Here is an 18,783-nt window from a genome sequence, read left to right on the forward strand (position 1 = left end):
TTAAAGTGATTTATATTTAAGGATATATATATTCGATTGTAGTATTTCTCTGAATCGCTTCTATAAGATAAAACAACTCATCATTCATCTGCCCAACCCCTATAAAAGCAAAAAAGCAGATTATTTCTGCTTTTTTGTATCGACTGGCTTTATTTATTCAGACCACTGGAATATCGGATAACCGTTCGTTCCTTTTTTCCAAAGATTCGGATTCCAGGCTACGATGATATTCCCCAGTTCTTCCGCTGACTTCGCCACTCCGTGAAAAGTTGTTCCCGTGGCTGATGATTCGTCTGATGCGGTAATCGTTTTTTCATTCACTTTGAGTACAATACTTTCGCAGGCGTAACAATTCTCATAATTGCCTAATGAAGCAGAGACCCCAACAATGCGTCCTACGGTTGACGAAGCATCCACTCCGGTCAAGTTACTCCATGCTGCGCTGTTCTTGATAGCAATGTCACAACTTTTGTCAATTTGTCCCAAAATACCGCCTACGCCTCCTTTAGTTGCACTGACTGCTCCGTATGCATAGCAGTTCTCAATAAATCCGCCGACACCTACTTTCCGTCCGGCAATACCGCCTGCTTTTCCGCCACTTGCCGCCTGATCGCTGACCGTTGCATTTGAATAACAGTTCTTTATATAACTTTCCTGCCCATCATAGCTATTTGCCAATACACCGGCTATTCCACCTGCCGCACCAGAACCGATCACTTCACCGGTCGTATAGCAGTTCACAATTCTTCCTGTCTTATTTCCGTTACCTTTATCTTTAAGTCCGAGATAACCGGTAATAATTCCAATCCCCTGCCGAGCAGATGATACAGAAGCATTCACAAAGCCTACATTACGACAATCACCGCACAATACTCCGAAGAAACTCGGATAATCACCGGCAGAACATTTGAAGTTCTTAATGACATGGCTGTCTCCGTCAAAATCTATTTCATAAGGAAAATCACCGGAACCATTCAACGACTGCCAGTCATCAATGCCTGCCATATCAATATCAGCACCTAACTGGAAATAAACTTTCATTCCCGATTTCAACACACTACGCATATTTCTGATCTGCGTAGCATTCATTATCATATAAGGTTTGCTGTCCGTTCCGTTTCCTTTCTCGAACAAACCACTGGCACCGTCTCCATCACCATCACTATTTCCGTCATCCGTTTCCGTTTTTTCGAACGGAACACGAGTATATGAGTCCAAAGGATTAGGGTTAGAACACGAGATTGCAACAGATGCCATCATCAACAGCATCCCAAATCTGCCTATTTGAGTAATATTCATACCTGATTTCTTTACAATTAAACATTGAGTTCTTATCTTATATATATATCCTTTTCCTTATATTCTACTTTGATAGGTATGATTTCTTTCAGTGCGTCCATTACATCTACGATTGTCTCTTTATTACGCAACGAAACACGGAACTTCATATCTCCCAATTTCTCCGACTCTAACTGAATATGCACATCGTACTGACGTGAAAGTTTCTTCACCATCTCTCCTAACGTAATGTCATCATATTCAATCCTGTCTTCCGCCCACGCCATTGCCTGACGTGCATTTACCTTCTTTCCTTTCAACTGTCCTGTTGCCAAATCCAAAGAAATAGATTCTCCTGGAGACATCCGTATCTGATCTTCTTTATAATTCAACTCTACCGCTCCTTCCAGCAAGGTGGTTGTTATATAAGAATCGTCCGAATAGGCAGATACATTAAATTTCGTACCTTTTACCACCACATCATATTCATGCGTCTTTACCGTGAATTGCTTTCCATTCTGTTTAGTCACCTCAAAATACCCCTCCCCTTCCAGCTCTACCACTCGGTCGGCTGTATTAAAATAATTCGAATATCTCAATACGGAACCTGCATTCAGCCATACAACCGTACCATCCGAAAGCTGTATCTTACTCTTATCCCCCAACGGAGCTTCGCAAACAAAGAAAGTCTTTGGCGTAAACAAGTAAATAGCCTGTTGAATACCCAACGTAGTACCAACAATCAATGCTATAACGGCAGCGATACGGGCTATCTTCCATATACCAAGTTTCGACTTTCTCAATAACGGGACAATCGCTTCCTGCGTATACATCTTATGCTTCAAAGCTTCCCATCCGGCATCTGTCTCCGAATCGGTATTCCGGTGATTCATCCATTCCCTCTCCCACTGACGGAACCTGCCATAGCCACCTTCCACCTGTTCAATATATTCGAACAGATTCTTTTCGTCAGCTCTTGATATGCGTCCTTCAAAATACTGAATAGCCAATTCATGGATATTTTCTTCTTGCTTCATTATATTCACTTTCTATAAGATGTAACAACCCATATTTCTTTTACCCAACCTCTGAAACAAAAAAAAGCAGAAAAAACTTTCCTGCTTCTTATTCTTTATATAACCGAAGAGTGCATTGATTATTTCTGCTCCATCATCAGCCATGCCAATATCACTATATACAGATCCACCGGATAGCGTTCGCTGAAATGCCGGGAAAAATATTGCAAAGCCCTTGCTATATGCTTTTCGACTGCTGTGGTAGATATTTGTAGTTTTTCTGCAATTTCCCTATTCTTCAATCCCCTGAAACGGCTTAACAAAAAAATCTCACGCGACCTGTCCGGCAACTGATTAAGCACAAGGGCAATCTGCTCCTGCAATTCTTTGTATAATAATTTATATTCTGCATCCTGCATAAAGTCTGCATAGTAGAGTCTTTCTTCCCCATCCACCTTTGCCAGGTATTCCACCCGGTACTTTTCAACAATCGAGCGATGTTTCAGATAATTCAGACATCCGTTGCGGACCATAGAAAAAAGAAGAGAAGTAAGTGAGAAGGCAGATAACATTTCGCGACGTTCCCAAAATCGTAAGAAACACTCTTGAATAATATCACGAACCGTTTCTTCATCTTCTATAAAACGAATAGCATACCCTCGCAAACGAGGATAATAACTTTTGAACAGAAACTCAAAAGCTGCATTATTGCCTCTTTTCAGCTCTCCCAATAATTGTTTATCATCCATGAAATCTACCATAGTTTAGAAATTTATGCGCAAAGGTACGGGGCAACAGTTAACAAAGTGATGACAATATTATGAATATTTTTTCAATAAATCAAATCTGAGGTACTTTTTTATAAAACGCCCAAAAGGAAGTTTTCAATAATAGGATACAAAAAAAGGGCCAGTAACTGACCCTTTTTTCTATTGATTCATGGTTACTTATTGCATATACAATCTGTCAATAAGATAGTTTTCCTTATTCTTCATCCATTAGAATTTCCAAAATCTGACAAGCAGCTCTCGCTACCGGAGTACCCGGACCGAAGATAGCAGCTACACCTGCCTTATACAAGAAATCGTAATCTTGTGCAGGAATAACACCACCGGCAATCACTACAATGTCCTCACGACCCAGTTTCTTCAGTTCTTCAATAATTTGCGGAACCAATGTCTTATGTCCGGCAGCCAGTGAAGAAACACCTACTACATGAACGTCGTTTTCAACAGCCTCGCGAGCAGCTTCCGCCGGAGTCTGGAACAAGGGTCCCATATCCACGTCGAAACCACAGTCAGCATAACCGGTTGCTACGACTTTAGCACCACGGTCGTGACCGTCCTGTCCCATTTTCGCAATCATGATACGAGGTTGACGTCCCTCTTTCTTCGCAAACTTCTCGGCCAGTTCACAAGCACGTTTGAAGTCGCTATCGTTTTTACTTTCTGATGAATACACGCCTGATATCGTTCTAATTATTGCTTTATAACGTCCTACTATCTGTTCGCAAGCATAAGAAATCTCACCCAATGTTGCGCGAACACGAGCTGCTTCCACAGCCAATTCCAACAAGTTACCCTTGCCAGTCTTTACACATTCGGTAATTGCTGCCAATGCTTTGTCCACTTCAGCTTGGTTACGTCCTTCTTTCAAACGTTTCAGGTTTTCAATCTGTTCAAGACGAACAGCCGTATTATCAATTTCAAGAATATCAATCGGAGCTTCTTTTTCCAAACGATACTTGTTCACACCGACAATTGTCTGCTGACCACTGTCGATACGGGCTTGTGTACGTGCAGCAGCTTCTTCGATACGCATCTTAGGAATACCTGTTTCGATAGCTTTCGCCATACCACCCAATTTTTCAATTTCCTGAATGTGTTCCCAAGCCTTGTGTGCCAGCTCATTAGTCAGAGACTCTACATAATAAGATCCACCCCATGGGTCAACGTTCTTGCAAACATAAGTTTCTTCCTGGATATAAATTTGAGTATTACGGGCAATACGTGCAGAGAAATCTGTCGGAAGAGCGATAGCCTCATCCAATGCATTGGTATGCAGAGATTGAGTATGCCCCAGAGCTGCAGCCATAGCCTCAATACAAGTACGCCCTACGTTATTGAACGGATCCTGTTCTGTCAACGACCAACCGGAAGTCTGTGAGTGAGTACGCAATGCCAGTGATTTCGGGTTCTTCGGATTAAATTGCTTCACAATCTTCGCCCACAACATACGTGCAGCACGCATCTTGGCTATTTCCATAAAGTGATTGGTTCCGATCGCCCAAAAGAAAGACAGACGCGGTGCAAATGCATCAATGTCAATGCCTGCTGCCGTTCCGGCACGAAGATATTCCAAACCATCGGCCAATGTATAAGCTAACTCGATATCCGCAGTTGCACCTGCTTCCTGCATGTGATAACCGGAGATAGAGATAGAGTTGAACTTAGGCATCTTCTGCGAAGTGTATTCGAAAATATCAGAAATAATCTTCATAGAGAATGCAGGCGGATAAATATAAGTATTACGCACCATGAATTCTTTCAGAATATCATTTTGGATAGTACCGGCCATTTCTTCAAGTTTAGCACCTTGCTCCAAACCGGCATTGATATAGAATGCCATAATCGGAAGCACAGCTCCATTCATTGTCATAGACACAGACATTTTGTTCAATGGGATACCATCGAACAGCACTTTCATATTTTCCAATGAACAGATAGATACACCGGCTTTACCTACGTCGCCTACTACACGTTCGTGATCGGGGTCATATCCACGGTGAGTAGCCAAGTCGAATGCTACTGACAAACCTTTCTGACCGGAAGCCAAATTACGGCGATAGAATGCATTTGATTCTTCGGCAGTGGAGAATCCGGCATACTGGCGGATAGTCCAAGGGCGAAGAGTGTACATTACTGAATACGGACCGCGCAAATAAGGAGGGAGTCCGGCAGCATAGCCAAGATGTTCCATTCCTTCAAGGTCTTCTTTTGTATAGACAGGCTTCACTTCAATGTGTTCCGGTGTTTTCCAGTCAGCGGAGATACCGTTAGCCTTTTGCCATTCAGCACCATTCGTCGGCTGAAATGCGGCATATATATCGATGTTTTTAAAATCTTTTCTCATCTTACTTCAATAGTTTAGTGTTAAACTCTTTCAAGGTATCCAATACATTGACACGGACATGGATGAAATTTTCGATACCTGCGGCTTTCAAGTCGTCCATACAAGCCGGAGCACCGGCAACGATAAACATAGCACGACCATTCAGTGCTTTGAAAGCTGGAATTGCATATTCAGCATATTCATCATCACTGGAACAGATAACAACAATATCAGCTTTTGCAGCCATAGCTGCCTCTACTCCTGCTTCTACAGTTTCAAATCCCAGATTATCGACTACTTCATAACCGGCACAAGCCAAGAAGTTACAAGAATATTGAGCACGTGCCTGACGCATTGCCAGATTACCAATAGTCAACATAAACGCTTTCGGACGTTTACCCGACGCTTCTGTTTCAAGACGCAACGCTTCAAACTCACTAGCAGCACGATCGAACACTAATGTGGATACATCTTTCTCACAAGTATGAGAGTCACCTCCGCAGCAGCACTTACCTTCAACAGGTTGCTTATCACCAGCCTTTTCATTGAAATTCGGGAATTGATTTGTACCCAACAACACTTCACGACGCTGTGCAACTGCCTTGTGGCGAGCCTTGTTGCTTTCATTCACAGCAGCCTGAACAGTTCCTGCTTTCAATGCCGCATAGAAGCCACCTGCTTCTTCTACAGTAAGGAAGAGTTCCCAAGCCTGTTTTGCAATAGACACAGTCAGATTCTCGATATAATAAGAACCGGCAGCAGGGTCGATCACTTTATCAAAATGAGATTCTTCTTTCAACAACAGTTGTTGGTTACGAGCCAAACGTTCCGAGAACTCGTCCGGAGTCTCATAAGTCTTATCAAACGGAGTTACCGTCATTGAGTCTACGCCTCCTAATGCAGCACTCATTGCTTCTGTTTGTGTACGAAGCAGATTCACATGTGCATCAAACAAAGTAAGATTGAAAGTAGAGGTTTCGGCATGAACCGCCATTTTTGCTGCGCAACGACATTCTCCGTTAGGACCTTTATTCTCGCAATCACGCACACATTCGGGATTGTAAGAAGCTACAATATTTGCCCAAAGTAAACGTGCCGCACGGAATTTTGCTATTTCAAGGAAGTAATTGGAACTGATACCAAAATTAAACTTGATTTTCTTGGCTACTATAGCAGCAGGAATACCGGCATCAGTCAATTGACTCATATATTCATTTCCCCAAGCCAGAGCATAACCCAATTCCTGAGAAATATAAGCACCTGCATTATTCAATGATAAAGCATTTACATTCAGCACACGATAGAAAGGAAGCGGCTGAATGGCTTCAATCAAGGATTTGGCTGTTTGCACCATATCACCTTTCTCCTTGCCACGAGTCAGCATCTTGTTGAAGAAATCATAGTTGATAGAACCTTTCAGTTTCTTCACATCATAATCTTTCTTCCGGAAATAAGCTACCAGCAGATTAGCCAACTCAACCACATGCCCCTGACAGGTTGAGAAATTCAGTTCAACACACTCCGCCTGAATATCACTTAACAGTGTTTCAATATATTCCGCATTGAGTTCTTTTGCTTTCACATGAAAAGAAAGTGAGTCAACACCCTTATTTAAGATATCCAGTGCTTTCGCATTGGCGTCTTTCGGACATTCCACTCTAATTTCCTGGCGAACCAACCACGCATTGTTATCTTTTTTAGTTCCTCTTAAATAAGGGAACTCCCCAGGAAGCGCATCAGTAGTTTTTAAATCCTCCAGATCTTCCATCCGGTAAAAAGGTTTCACCTTAAACCCTTCGTTTGTTTTCCAAACGAGCTTCTTCTCAAAATCAGCACCTTTCAAATCGGCTGTAACCTTCTCCATCCATTGTTCGGTAGAGACAGGAGAAAAGTCTGAGAAGAGTTTTTCTTTTTTGTCTGCCATAGTTTATTTAAAATTAAAACAAGATTAATATTGTCTTTATTTTTATCTATCTCTTTCTAAACATCCGTCGTTCGACTTGCAAATATAACCAATAAGTTAAAACGAATCTCTTTTTTAGGGAAAATTCGCACAGGGCGTCCCGATTCGTCGAATGTATACAATCTGCATAGAAATTCTTCATTTTTAGTTCTTCATTTATTTGATTTGCTCCGATGTTATGAGTAATTTTGCACCCGTTTTTAGAAAAACATTATAAAAACTGCTATATTATGGATTGGTTACAAAGTTTATTGTGGGACCCCAGCTCCGTAGCTCACATCGTGCTCCTCTACGCATTTGTAGTGGCTGTCGGCGTGTATCTTGGTAAAATAAAGATATTCGGAGTATCTTTGGGCGTCACATTTGTTTTGTTTGCCGGCATCCTAATGGGACATTTCGGCTTCACGGCCGATACACACATCCTACATTTCATCCGTGAGTTCGGATTGATCTTGTTCGTATTCTGTATCGGTCTTCAGGTGGGGCCATCTTTCTTTTCCTCTTTCAAAAAAGGAGGAATGACATTGAACCTGTTGGCTGTAGGCATCGTAGTGTTAAATATTGCTGTTGCACTGGGACTCTATTACCTCTGGAACGGCCGGGTAGAACTGCCGATGATGGTAGGTATCCTCTATGGAGCTGTCACAAACACTCCGGGACTTGGTGCTGCCAATGAAGCCTTGAACCAGCTAAATTATACTGGTCCACAGATTGCATTGGGATATGCTTGTGCCTATCCGCTTGGTGTGGTAGGTATCATCGGTTCTATCATCGCTATCCGTTACATCTTCCGTGTCAACATGACCAAAGAGGAAGAGAACTTAAAGACTCAAAGCGGTGATGCACACCACAAACCTCACATGATGAGCCTGGAAGTTCGGAACGAATCAATCAGTGGAAAAAACCTGATTGAAATCAAGCAGTTCTTGGGTCGTAACTTCGTTTGCTCTCGAATCCGCCATGATGGTCATGTAAGTATTCCCGACCATGAAACAGTGTTTAATGTAGGCGACCAGTTATTTATCGTCTGCTCGGAAGAAGATGCTCCGGCAATTGTTGTATTTATCGGAAAAGAAGTGGAACTCGACTGGGAGAAACAAGATCTTCCAATGGTTTCCCGCCGTATTCTGGTCACTAAACCGGAAATCAATGGTAAAACATTAGGTTCTATGCACTTCCGTAGCATGTATGGGGTGAATATTACCCGTATCAACCGTTCCGGTATGGATTTATTTGCCGATCCGAACCTGATACTTCAAGTAGGTGACCGCGTAATGGTAGTAGGACAGCAAGATGCAGTAGAACGCGTAGCCGGTGTACTGGGTAATCAATTGAAACGCTTGGATACACCGAACATTGTCACAATTTTCGTTGGTATCTTCTTAGGTATCCTTCTGGGTAGTCTTCCGATTGCATTTCCGGGTATGCCGACTCCTTTAAAATTAGGCTTGGCAGGTGGACCGCTGGTAGTGGCTATTCTTATCGGACGTTTTGGTCATAAGCTACATTTAGTAACCTATACAACCATGAGTGCCAACCTGATGCTTCGCGAAATCGGTATTGTACTCTTCCTTGCCAGTGTAGGTATAGATGCCGGTGCCAATTTCGTGCAAACGGTAGTTGAAGGTGACGGTCTGCTTTATGTAGGCTGTGGTTTCCTGATCACCGTCATCCCGCTACTTATTATCGGTGCTATCGCAAGATTATATTATAAGGTAAACTACTTCACCCTAATGGGATTGATAGCCGGTAGCAATACCGATCCCCCCGCATTGGCTTACGCCAATCAAACAACCTCCGGAGATGCTCCGGCAGTGGGTTATTCTACAGTTTATCCGTTATCGATGTTCCTCCGTATTCTGACAGGACAGATGATATTATTAACAATGATGTAAATCAAATTTAGCACATAAAGAATAAAGCCGGCTATATCCTAATGAAATATGCCGGCTTTATTTATTTTTTCAATCTACTTTTCTATCACCCTATCATACAAGCTGCAATTTCTTTACCACAAATTCTTCAATGAACCGCACTGTCTCTTCAATTCCCAAAGAAGAAGAATCGATACACAAATGATAAGTAGCTGCTGCTCCCCACGTTTTATAGCTATAATAATTATAGTATTCCGAACGTCTCTTATCCGCCTTTTCCATCATTTCTTCTGCAGCTTCCGCATCAATATGATGCATACTACACAACCGTGCTATGCGATCTTCTTTAGAGGCTGAAATAAAAACATTCGCACAACGAGGATGTTCCCGCAGAATATAATCTGCGCAACGTCCTACAAAGACACAAGATCTTTCTGCTGCCAGATGACGGATCACATCACTCTGTACTTTGAACAAGGCATCATTGCTCAAGCAGTTGTTACATGGCATAGCTCCCTCACTGATAAAAGGAAAACGCATACCGAACAGTCCGCCAATAATACCTTGCGAAGCTTTTTCATCAGCCTTTTCAAAAAACTCCTTACACAATCCGCTTTCCTCTGAAGCCAGATTGATCAGTTCCTTGTCGTAGAAGTTGATCCCCAAACGGGCAGCCAACTTCTCTCCTATTTCTTTTCCACCGCTACCTAACTGACGGCCGATATTGATAACGTAATTACCGCTCATAGTACATTTTGTTTTATGGTTCTGTAGCAAACATACGACTTTTTTCTAAAAATCACATCATCAAACGAAAGTTATATTTAAAAGTGACTATGAAATATCCTTTTATTTCTTGGTTACGGAACTCATAAAAACCATCAGAAGTAGTCGTACGCCCGAAACTCTTCCTCTTTCCGAGAATATCCGCCCAATAGGCAGATAATTCCGCTTCTTTCTTTTTCAAAAACCGCCAGCTAGCACTTGCATTCCACAACATTTGGTCATCTTCGCCTTTACGGATATTCGTACCATTACGGAAAGAATAAGCCCCGTCAGTCCGTAATTGCAAACCAAAAGGAAGGTCAACGTATCCCTCAAGACGGAAACTATAATTACGTGTATAGGTATCGTTATCATTGATAGAATTAAGCGAATACTGATAATTCCAGGAAGTAGAGAAATCAATGCCTCCCCACGTGGGCTGATAAGATACATTCGCGTCACACCCCAATCCGGTATCACGTGTCGTACTTTTCTTCGGTTCGAGGCTCTTGTCTTCATTAATCATACTGACACGATTGCTATGATTACCGTTCATATCCAACCGCAAGGAAAAATGTCCCAGACGCTTCCACCAGTTGGCACTTCCATATACATTCCAGTTTCCGTTAATATTAATAGGAGATGTCTCACGTCCACCGGTTTGTGCATCATATAGCACTACCTGCGTCACGCTATTCTGTTCCATTTGCCCGCCGATATTCGCAGATATACCTTTTTTTGAGTGTTGAAAGCCCACACGGACACTATGAGAAAACATCTGTTTCAAATCCGGATTTCCCCGGGTGATATACAACGGATTACTGTTATCCGTCAGCGGCATTAAATCAGATAAAGAGGGTTGCCGGGTTCTACCGCTATAATTGAAAGTGATCCGTGCCTCTTTCTTTTTCCAATTCACCCATATCATAGGCTGGAAGTCGATAGTATGCATGGTAGTGTCCGCATAGAGCTTTCCCATTTTCCGTTCAATGGCACGTTTTTGCGGGGTCATTCCCAATGAGGCATTAAACATCCAGGTATCATCGGAGTAATTGAGCCCTACATCCAAGTTATGTCCATTCGTACGACTATGACTCCGATTGCTCAAACTATCCACATATCCTGCTTCATAGTCGGGAGGCAGCTCACCAAAAACTTCCGACTTCGTCAGAGAAGATAATTCATACGTATCACGATTATCACGCTCATAGTTAGTATCCCAGTTATATGCTACCCGGAAATGCATCTTCTTACCAATAGGCTGGGCAAAGGTAATCCCGACTCTCCATGAATTATTTTTTTGAGGCGACTTCAAATACTGGTTACGATAAAGCACCGAATCATTTCCCAATTTATCTTCGAGACGGAAATAAGTAGTTTTGGAAAGCGAAAAGCTTTCATTATCTCCCCCACGAATCCGAGTTCAGGATATTCAATGCCAGCGTTGTACCTTTTTCATTCAGACGCCTCATAATACCCATCATCCAGCTATAACGGTTCGACTGATTCTCCGAACGCGACCGGTTCTCACTACGATTCACTTTTATATTCCGAGGAATAGATTCAAAGTCATCAAACAAGCTCTCATGACTTATGCCGGGAGGAGCATCAAAGGATGCATTCTGGCTACTGTTTTCATTCCTGTTGGGAGAGATTCCTACATTACCGGTGAAATGTATGCGTGTACGCTTATCCACTTCCCAACTTCCCATGAAGTTAGAACTAATCGACCGTCCCTTAGAGTTACTCTCGTTAGTAGACGCAGAATATTGATTACCTGCCGGTAAATACTGTTCCTGATAAATGGAAGAAAGATTTCCGTTCCGGTTCAGATTATAGTTCACACTTCCGGTCAGGGAGAATTTCTTACCGAATTTATGAGTCATATTCATTCCTACCGAATTGTTGATATTATCCTTGTAAGTACTATTTTGGTATCTGTTGGTAGACTGTGCGATAAAAGAAAGATTATCTCCGTCTTTACTAAAATAATTCACTTGCCCCTCGAAATCCTTCTTCTGGTTATTCCCGTATCCTACTGTTGCATTTGTCAGCCAGGTTTTATTCAATTCATCCTTAGTCTGCAAGTCGAGTACATATTTCTTTTCTCCTGAACTAATTCCGGTGAACTCCTCTTCTTTCGATTTCTTATCATATACTTTCAACTTACTAATCAGGTCTGCCGGAAGATTTTCGAGTGCCGTCTTTTTATCTCCGGAGAAAAAAGCTTCGCCATTTACATTGATTTCACTGATGGGCTGTCCGTTGTATGTCAACGAATTATCTTTCTTATTATATACCAATCCGGGAACACGCTTCACCAAATCTTCCAGATAAGCTCCTTCACGAGTCTTAAAAGCGGCAGCATTGATAACCGTAGTATCTCCCTCCATCACTACTTCCTGCAATTTTCCCGTTATCGTCACTTCACTAATCTGAATATCATCATCTTTCAATACCACTGTACCGATATTCACCGATACAGAGTCTTCCAGCGTCCGGTATACAGATTGCATTCCCATAAAAGAGACTTTCAACAGGTATTTCTTTTTCTTCTGCGGTTGATAATTAAGAACGAAACGCCCATTCTTCTCACTTGTTATCCCCTTGATAAAGGCAGAATCGCTCTTCGCCAAAATAACAATGCTGGCAGATGGCAATGCCCGCTTCTCATTACTGCCGGCTTCCACAGTCTGCACTCTTCCTCGCACAGTTCTCACTTGTTGAGCATACATTATTGTATGCATGCAAAAGATTAATAAAAAGCCCCCGCATAGTCTGCTAATTTTCATATCAATAGTAGTCAAGTCTAATATTTAATTCTGTCGAAATTATGACACAAAATTAAGGAGTTTTCTTGAAAGCATACTACTTTATCCATTTTATTAAAACTAATTACATTCCAATCACACAAGGTCACAATATATCCAAACAAAAAGAAGACTTCCTTACCAATCAAAAAATATACTTCTTAAAAGGACATTCTTTTCTCGGACAAGGAAGTCTCTATCATTCAACGTAATAGATTATAAACTATATTTTTTACTTAAAATTTTCCGTGAAGAAAACTCCTGCAGGAAAACTATTTTTATTTTTAATATCAGTCTGCAAAACCGGCGACTTAGTAAAATCCAAAATAGCAATATCATTTGTTTTATACTCTGCATATCCTTTTAAAGTCGCAAAATAGACTTCTCCGCTTACTGGATCAACTCCCAAACTATTATAATATATGCCGGCATCTTCCACATAATCTTTTATATTAGCAACCTCTTCTGTCTTATCTTGAGAGAAAATATGCCGATATAACTTAAAGCCGGCATTGCTAAAATAAATAATATCATCTTTCGCAGAAAAGGCAGGAGCAACTCCCCAGCCAGCACCGATGCTGACATCTAATTGATGAGAATCAATTATTGTATAATCAACCGGATTAATTTTTATAATACTTGCCGGACTTGTACACGATACCCACAAATTTTCATCAAACGCCTTAGCGACGCCGGATAAAGCACCTTCGAATGAAATCGTATGTACAACAACTCCATTCTGAATCACAAAAAGCTTTTTACTACCCATTACAAAAGTTTTTTCTCCAACCACAGCCATACGATTTTTCAAAGCTCCGCTAGTGCCTTCAACTAAAGTCAAAACATCTGTAGAAGTATTTAACATATAAACTCCTTTGTTATCACGAATATAGAGATTTTCTCCTACCACAGCCAAGTTAGTCGGCCAAGATAAGGTCGTATTATTATACACTCTCACTTTCTCCAAATTATCTGCATCAGCAATAGTCAATAATCCTTCACCCCCATTCTTTGCGCCATTCTGAGAAAGTATATAAATTCGGTTATCACTAATAAACAAGTCCTGACAGACATTACCGAGCAAAGTCTGATTTACCCGATAATACGCACTATCTACCGCTATTCCTTTTGAATCAATAAAGGTCAGAGTTCCTGTCTCATTACTCATATTTCCTTCATTCAAAACAAAAGCGCCATTACCAAACCGTCCTTCCACCTTGGCAGTCATATTCGTTTGAAAGGTCTCGCCGTTACTGTCTGATACAGTCAAGCCTATAACATACTCTCCAGTCTTAGGTTGTGAGAATTTATATGTTGAAGCGGTTGACACTTCTTTTCCATCTACTGTCCACAGATATTTCATTGTTCCTGACAGATTTTCAATCCGAGCATCTAAGTATAATGTATCCAGCTGCGCTAACACATTACTTCCCGATCCGTTCCCAATCAATACAGATGAGTTCACATTATTCTCATCATCACAAGCTGCAAAAGCTAAACTCAAGGCAACAGTTGCCAATACTAAATACTTTCTCATTTTTATCTTCATTATTATAAATTATTTTTTACTTATTTACGTGTATCAATATCAACTCCTAAAATATGTAAGTCCTCAACTCCTGATATTTCAGTGGAGCATTCCCCCAACCACCCATTTCCCTGATTGACTCCAGTATATATCTTTATGAAATCAACCCCGGGTAAATGCACCTTTTGACCTTTTGAATTTACTGCCCAATCTATATCAATAGCAGACTCGTCTTTTGTATTCAATTCATTATCAGCATAACCATAACGGAATTTATACAATACAAAATAACTACCTTGCCCACTTTCGTCAACAGCATTTTGAGGTAAACAAGTTCCCTTAAAAGTTATTTTATCTTCTTTTATCCATTCCGGATAATAACATTGCTTGTGAAATGTATTCTTCACTTTATATCCGGAGTTTCCCTGATTATCTTCCCACCAGATATATTTCTCCCTTCCTTCCGAAGTGGTCGGCTCTTTTTCCGGACGATAGTATGTAATTTCATAGTTTCGATAAGTCTTCACATCATTTCCAGCAGTTACAGCCTTATCATACCATAATTCTAATGCAGGGTTTTCGTGAGCACTACCAGCAATTTCATACCACTCATCATCCGGCACACCATTCTGATTTTTATCATAAGCCACCATGATCACTCCCGGCTCACAACTTCCTCCCTCCGGTGCATTGATATCAGGATTATCCGCAGAATAAAAAGCATTGCCAAGCACTCGGAAATCACGTTTTCCAACAACATTGGCGATCGTATGATCAAAACCTACCACAACATATCCCCCGAATCCTCCTAACGAAATCATTCCTTTTTTATTATTACCAATAGCAGCCAACACTTTCTCATTCATTGCCTCTTGTGTATCACCTTCCTCATATTCCGGCAACGAATTAGTAAATTGTCCTACGGCCGGAACAAAATCAAAAACTTTAGTGATATAAGCCGTAGCCCCTTCAGGAGTAGGTTCTATATTTTCAAAAGTATCTTCTTCATCACCACACCCTGTGAATACAGTTCCCCAACATAAAAAAACTGCAATGCCCCATGTTAGTCTTAAAATCTTCCTTTCCATTTTTATTAATTATCAGTTAGTTATTGAAATGTTTTCGTTGTAAAAGCAAAATGAGCCGGTATATCTCCTGCCCTGACTTTCCATCTTTTCTTTCCTTCAGGACTAAAGCAATAAAGATATCCGGGCACTACATAACTTTTTGCATCTGTTACAAAAATTTCTTTTGTCTCTGGGTTTACGGCCACCCCATATGGAATTGCAATCTCTGTTTCTGTTCCATCAGTAATAAAATTGTGAGAAACTATTTTATTTTGTCTCACGTCATAAAGAGTATAAGTGATAGTATTACTTTCCGTAACGTAACTCCATTCCACACTTGTCATATAGATAGAATCTCCACTCATACACATCTCACTGGCAGCAAGTCCCAAACTCCCTGTCACACGATCCGTTTGAGTATCTATAATAAAAACATCTGACCCGGTTCCATAATAATCCCCCCTCGAACTCACATATATACGCCCGTAACGATCCAACTTCATACGGTGAAGATTGATAGCCACGTCAATAGTTTTAATAACTTTAAAGGTCTTCAAATCAATGACTGATACAGTCCGGTCATAATCCGGGAAACGGTAACCGCCGGAATTGGCGACATAGAGTTTTCCATCTTTTATTACCATTTCTTCGGGCTGATAACCGACCACCACTTCACGGGTTATAGCCAAATTAGTCGTATCTACTTCAACTATTTTTCCCGGGCGTGCATTAGGGTCTATTCCGACAGGCCCTGCATAAGAACTAACATACGCCTTTCCATCGCTAAAAGTGATATACCGGCAATTCGTTACATCTATTTGCCCCAAGTGTTGCGCTGTTTCCACATCCATCACTTCTATAAAGTTTGAGCAATTAATTACAGCATACAATTTATCCCCATAAATCTGCAAATCATTTCCAACATCTCCCAATTCTTTTACCACAGACGGATTTCGTTCAGCATAAATATTGCGATGATACTTACCGGTAGTACAATCATAAAAATCAAGCGTACATTTATTGCTCCCCATGTTTCCTTCATTAAGAAGATACATTCCTTTGATACGGATCCCCCCCATCGGATCCTTACCAACTTCTATCTCATCAGAAGGTAAAACCGGCAGTTCTCCCCGACAAGCAAACAAACAGCAACTTGTTACTATTCCAAACAAGACATGCAAAAGAATATTCTTCACCATCATATAGTTAAATATAAAATGAATTTAAAGTTAGTTCCGGGCATCGGATAAGACCTTACGACTTCATATTGTTGATTAAAAATATTATTCACTTCCAAAGCCAACTTGAAATCATACTTTTTCCAATTGAAATTCTTTGCAAAAGATAAATCACTTGTATACCAAGGAAGGTGATAATTTTCCGGAGTATTGGCAGAGACATCATAACGTTCTCCCGTATATATAAAACTATAGTTCAACTCCCATGATTTGTATTCAGCATTCAGTATGGCCGAACCACTATGCCAGGGTATATACGCTATTTGCCCTCCATACGTATCTTTATCCAGCTTATCAGTAAAATCCTGTGCTTTTTGGTAAGTATATGACAATCGGCTATCAAACATCCAATCATCACCCAATTTCCAATTTCCCTGCAAAACGACATCCACCCCTTTTATTTTGACAAGCCCCAAGTTAACCATTGTCCAACGAAAGAAATTATTGGTAGGAGTTGCTATTATTTTATTTTCCACCTCATTATAATATGCATCCAGTTGAACATTTAAAGCTTGCAGCCACGTTCCAGCAAATAATTTCTGATAAGTAAACCCTACATTATATTGATTCGTATATTCAGGTTTTAATTTTATATTTCCTATGAATGTATAATACAAATCATTTAATGTCGGCATACGAAATATCCGTTTATAAAAAGCACGTAAATTAAAATCAATATTCTTGAAAGGCTTATAGGAAGCCATGAAAGTAGGAGTAAATTCCATTTTATTCCCGGCTGAAGTAGTATCCGAAGCAACATTTTCCTGTACGAAAGTTCCTAAAACACTAGCTTGCAACTTAAAACGCTCAAAATGTAAAGAAGTAGCTGCTGCTACTAATGTCGTATTCCGCTGGGGATAAGGAAAATCAGTCAGATTAGCATCCAACTTATTCCATTGATAGTCCGCTGAAAGATTCACATCCCAAAAAGGAAGAAGAGTTACCCTATTAGCCATTGACAAATAAACTTCCTGTTGACGATATGTATTGTCCACATACATAGTAGCCTCCTCTTTTCTGGGATCTGCCAAATAGTGCAAATAATCATACGCATACTTGGTGTTCAACAACAAACTATATACTCCACCGAAATCTTTCTTGAAAGAAGACTGAAAAAAGAAATTTTTATCCCACTGGCGATCTTCATGTGAGAAACGATTCCGAACAACAGCACCAGGATATCCACGCTCCGAATTATAAAAATAAGCTTTCGTACGCCAGTATCCACCTTTCATTTTACCATATAAGCCTCCTTCGGCACGTAAAGCATTCACATCTCCATTGCGACGGACTGCCGTAGTATCATATCCCCCGGCTACAGCATAAGTAAATTTATACTTTCCGGTTGTATACATATATTCGGTACTAAGTGATGCACCCACATTCTCACTCAGTTTTTGTTCCCAAAGCAAAGAGGGATTGGCAACTCCGAAAGATCCCGTTTTAAAGGTCGCTCTTACATGATAGTTTCTATTTCCTTGAAACACAGGCGTCCTCGACTGCAGATAGATAGATCCCGCAGAGCCGAAATCTTTTGCCGGCTGAAAAATTGCACTTTTCTGACCATTATATAAAGTGACAGCTTCCATGTTATCCAAAGAAAAGCGCCCCAAATCAATAACTCCATTCTGAGCATTCCCCAATTCAATGCCATCATAGAACACTCCGACATGATTCGTCCCCATACTTCGAATATTAACGGTCTTCAAACCACCTATTCCACCATAATCTTTTATTTGCACTCCTGAAAAATAACGTATGGCATCTGCAACTGAATGTACCGCCAACTTTTCTAACTTATCTCCTGATAAAGATTGAACAGGAATCACTTCCTTATTAATTTTAGCAGTGACTACTACTTCATTAAGATGATGTAAACTGTCCAGCTTGCTTTGTGCTGACAACCATGAAACCATACTCAAAAAGCATCCTATCCAAAATATCCTAAAATGAATCTGCCCGAACATAATCCTCCTGTTTATTAATTAAAATAATAAACTTTCATAGGGTTACAGCAAGGATGCAATTTTCCACACACTCAAACACATATACGTACTTCTTTCCCGTATAATGGCACATTCAAAAAGGCATATTATTTCCTTCCGGAACTTCACATCATCAATAAAGATGTAT

At 40.6% G+C, this 18,783-nt stretch carries 11 protein-coding genes and 1 pseudogene; 1 reads left to right on the plus strand and 11 read right to left on the minus strand.

Features of this window, described 5'->3' with window-relative positions; all coding sequences use genetic code 11:
• Window positions 1–153: 153 nt before the first annotated feature.
• The 5 genes from NXV01_RS25135 to mutA form a co-directional block, all read right to left on the minus strand.
• A complete protein-coding gene (locus NXV01_RS25135; RefSeq protein ID WP_259023368.1) occupies window positions 154–1,299 on the minus strand; it encodes a peptidase M26 in 1,146 nt (381 codons plus the stop codon).
• A gap of 32 nt (window positions 1,300–1,331) precedes the next feature.
• Window positions 1,332–2,315, minus strand: a complete 984-nt coding sequence (locus NXV01_RS25140; RefSeq protein ID WP_195649100.1) for a FecR family protein — start codon at window positions 2,313–2,315, stop codon at window positions 1,332–1,334.
• Between the two features lie 119 nt (window positions 2,316–2,434).
• Window positions 2,435–3,055 (minus strand): RNA polymerase sigma-70 factor, encoded by a 621-nt coding sequence (locus NXV01_RS25145; protein ID WP_195649101.1) that lies wholly within the window; start codon window positions 3,053–3,055, stop codon window positions 2,435–2,437.
• 223 nt (window positions 3,056–3,278) lie between these two features.
• The gene (scpA, locus tag NXV01_RS25150) at window positions 3,279–5,426 is read right to left on the minus strand and encodes a methylmalonyl-CoA mutase (protein WP_148365149.1); all 2,148 of its coding nucleotides are present in this window, start codon (window positions 5,424–5,426) and stop codon (window positions 3,279–3,281) included.
• A gap of 1 nt (window position 5,427) precedes the next feature.
• Window positions 5,428–7,329: a methylmalonyl-CoA mutase small subunit gene (gene mutA, locus NXV01_RS25155; RefSeq protein ID WP_148365150.1), complete on the minus strand. Its 1,902-nt coding sequence runs from the start codon at window positions 7,327–7,329 to the stop codon at window positions 5,428–5,430.
• 269 nt (window positions 7,330–7,598) lie between these two features.
• On the opposite strand from mutA, the gene NXV01_RS25160 reads away from it, so the two are divergent.
• Complete coding sequence (locus NXV01_RS25160; protein WP_259023369.1) at window positions 7,599–9,263, plus strand: putative transporter; 1,665 nt, start codon at window positions 7,599–7,601, stop codon at window positions 9,261–9,263.
• 93 nt (window positions 9,264–9,356) lie between these two features.
• Here NXV01_RS25160 and NXV01_RS25165 read toward each other — a convergent pair whose 3' ends face one another.
• From NXV01_RS25165 to NXV01_RS25190, 6 genes and pseudogenes are all read right to left on the minus strand, one after another.
• A complete protein-coding gene (locus tag NXV01_RS25165) occupies window positions 9,357–9,989 on the minus strand; it encodes an AAA family ATPase (RefSeq protein WP_138274543.1) in 633 nt (210 codons plus the stop codon).
• Between the two features lie 52 nt (window positions 9,990–10,041).
• Window positions 10,042–12,799 (minus strand): annotated as a pseudogene (locus tag NXV01_RS25170) (outer membrane beta-barrel protein).
• Window positions 12,800–13,049: 250 nt separating this feature from the next.
• Window positions 13,050–14,354: a DUF5074 domain-containing protein gene (locus NXV01_RS25175; RefSeq protein WP_259023370.1), complete on the minus strand. Its 1,305-nt coding sequence runs from the start codon at window positions 14,352–14,354 to the stop codon at window positions 13,050–13,052.
• Between the two features lie 32 nt (window positions 14,355–14,386).
• Window positions 14,387–15,433, minus strand: a complete 1,047-nt coding sequence (locus NXV01_RS25180; protein WP_259023371.1) for a hypothetical protein — start codon at window positions 15,431–15,433, stop codon at window positions 14,387–14,389.
• A 20-nt stretch (window positions 15,434–15,453) separates the two neighbouring features.
• Window positions 15,454–16,614 carry a DUF5074 domain-containing protein gene (locus NXV01_RS25185; protein WP_195649106.1) on the minus strand — a complete coding sequence of 387 codons (1,161 nt, stop codon included), beginning with the start codon at window positions 16,612–16,614 and terminating at the stop codon, window positions 15,454–15,456.
• Window positions 16,611–18,617 (minus strand): TonB-dependent siderophore receptor, encoded by a 2,007-nt coding sequence (locus NXV01_RS25190; RefSeq protein WP_259023372.1) that lies wholly within the window; start codon window positions 18,615–18,617, stop codon window positions 16,611–16,613. Before NXV01_RS25190 ends, NXV01_RS25185 begins: the two co-directional genes overlap by 4 nt.
• Between the last annotated feature and the right edge of the window lie 166 nt (window positions 18,618–18,783).

It is taken from the genome of Bacteroides sp. BFG-606 (assembly GCF_024788145.1).
Classification (GTDB): domain Bacteria; phylum Bacteroidota; class Bacteroidia; order Bacteroidales; family Bacteroidaceae; genus Bacteroides; species Bacteroides vicugnae.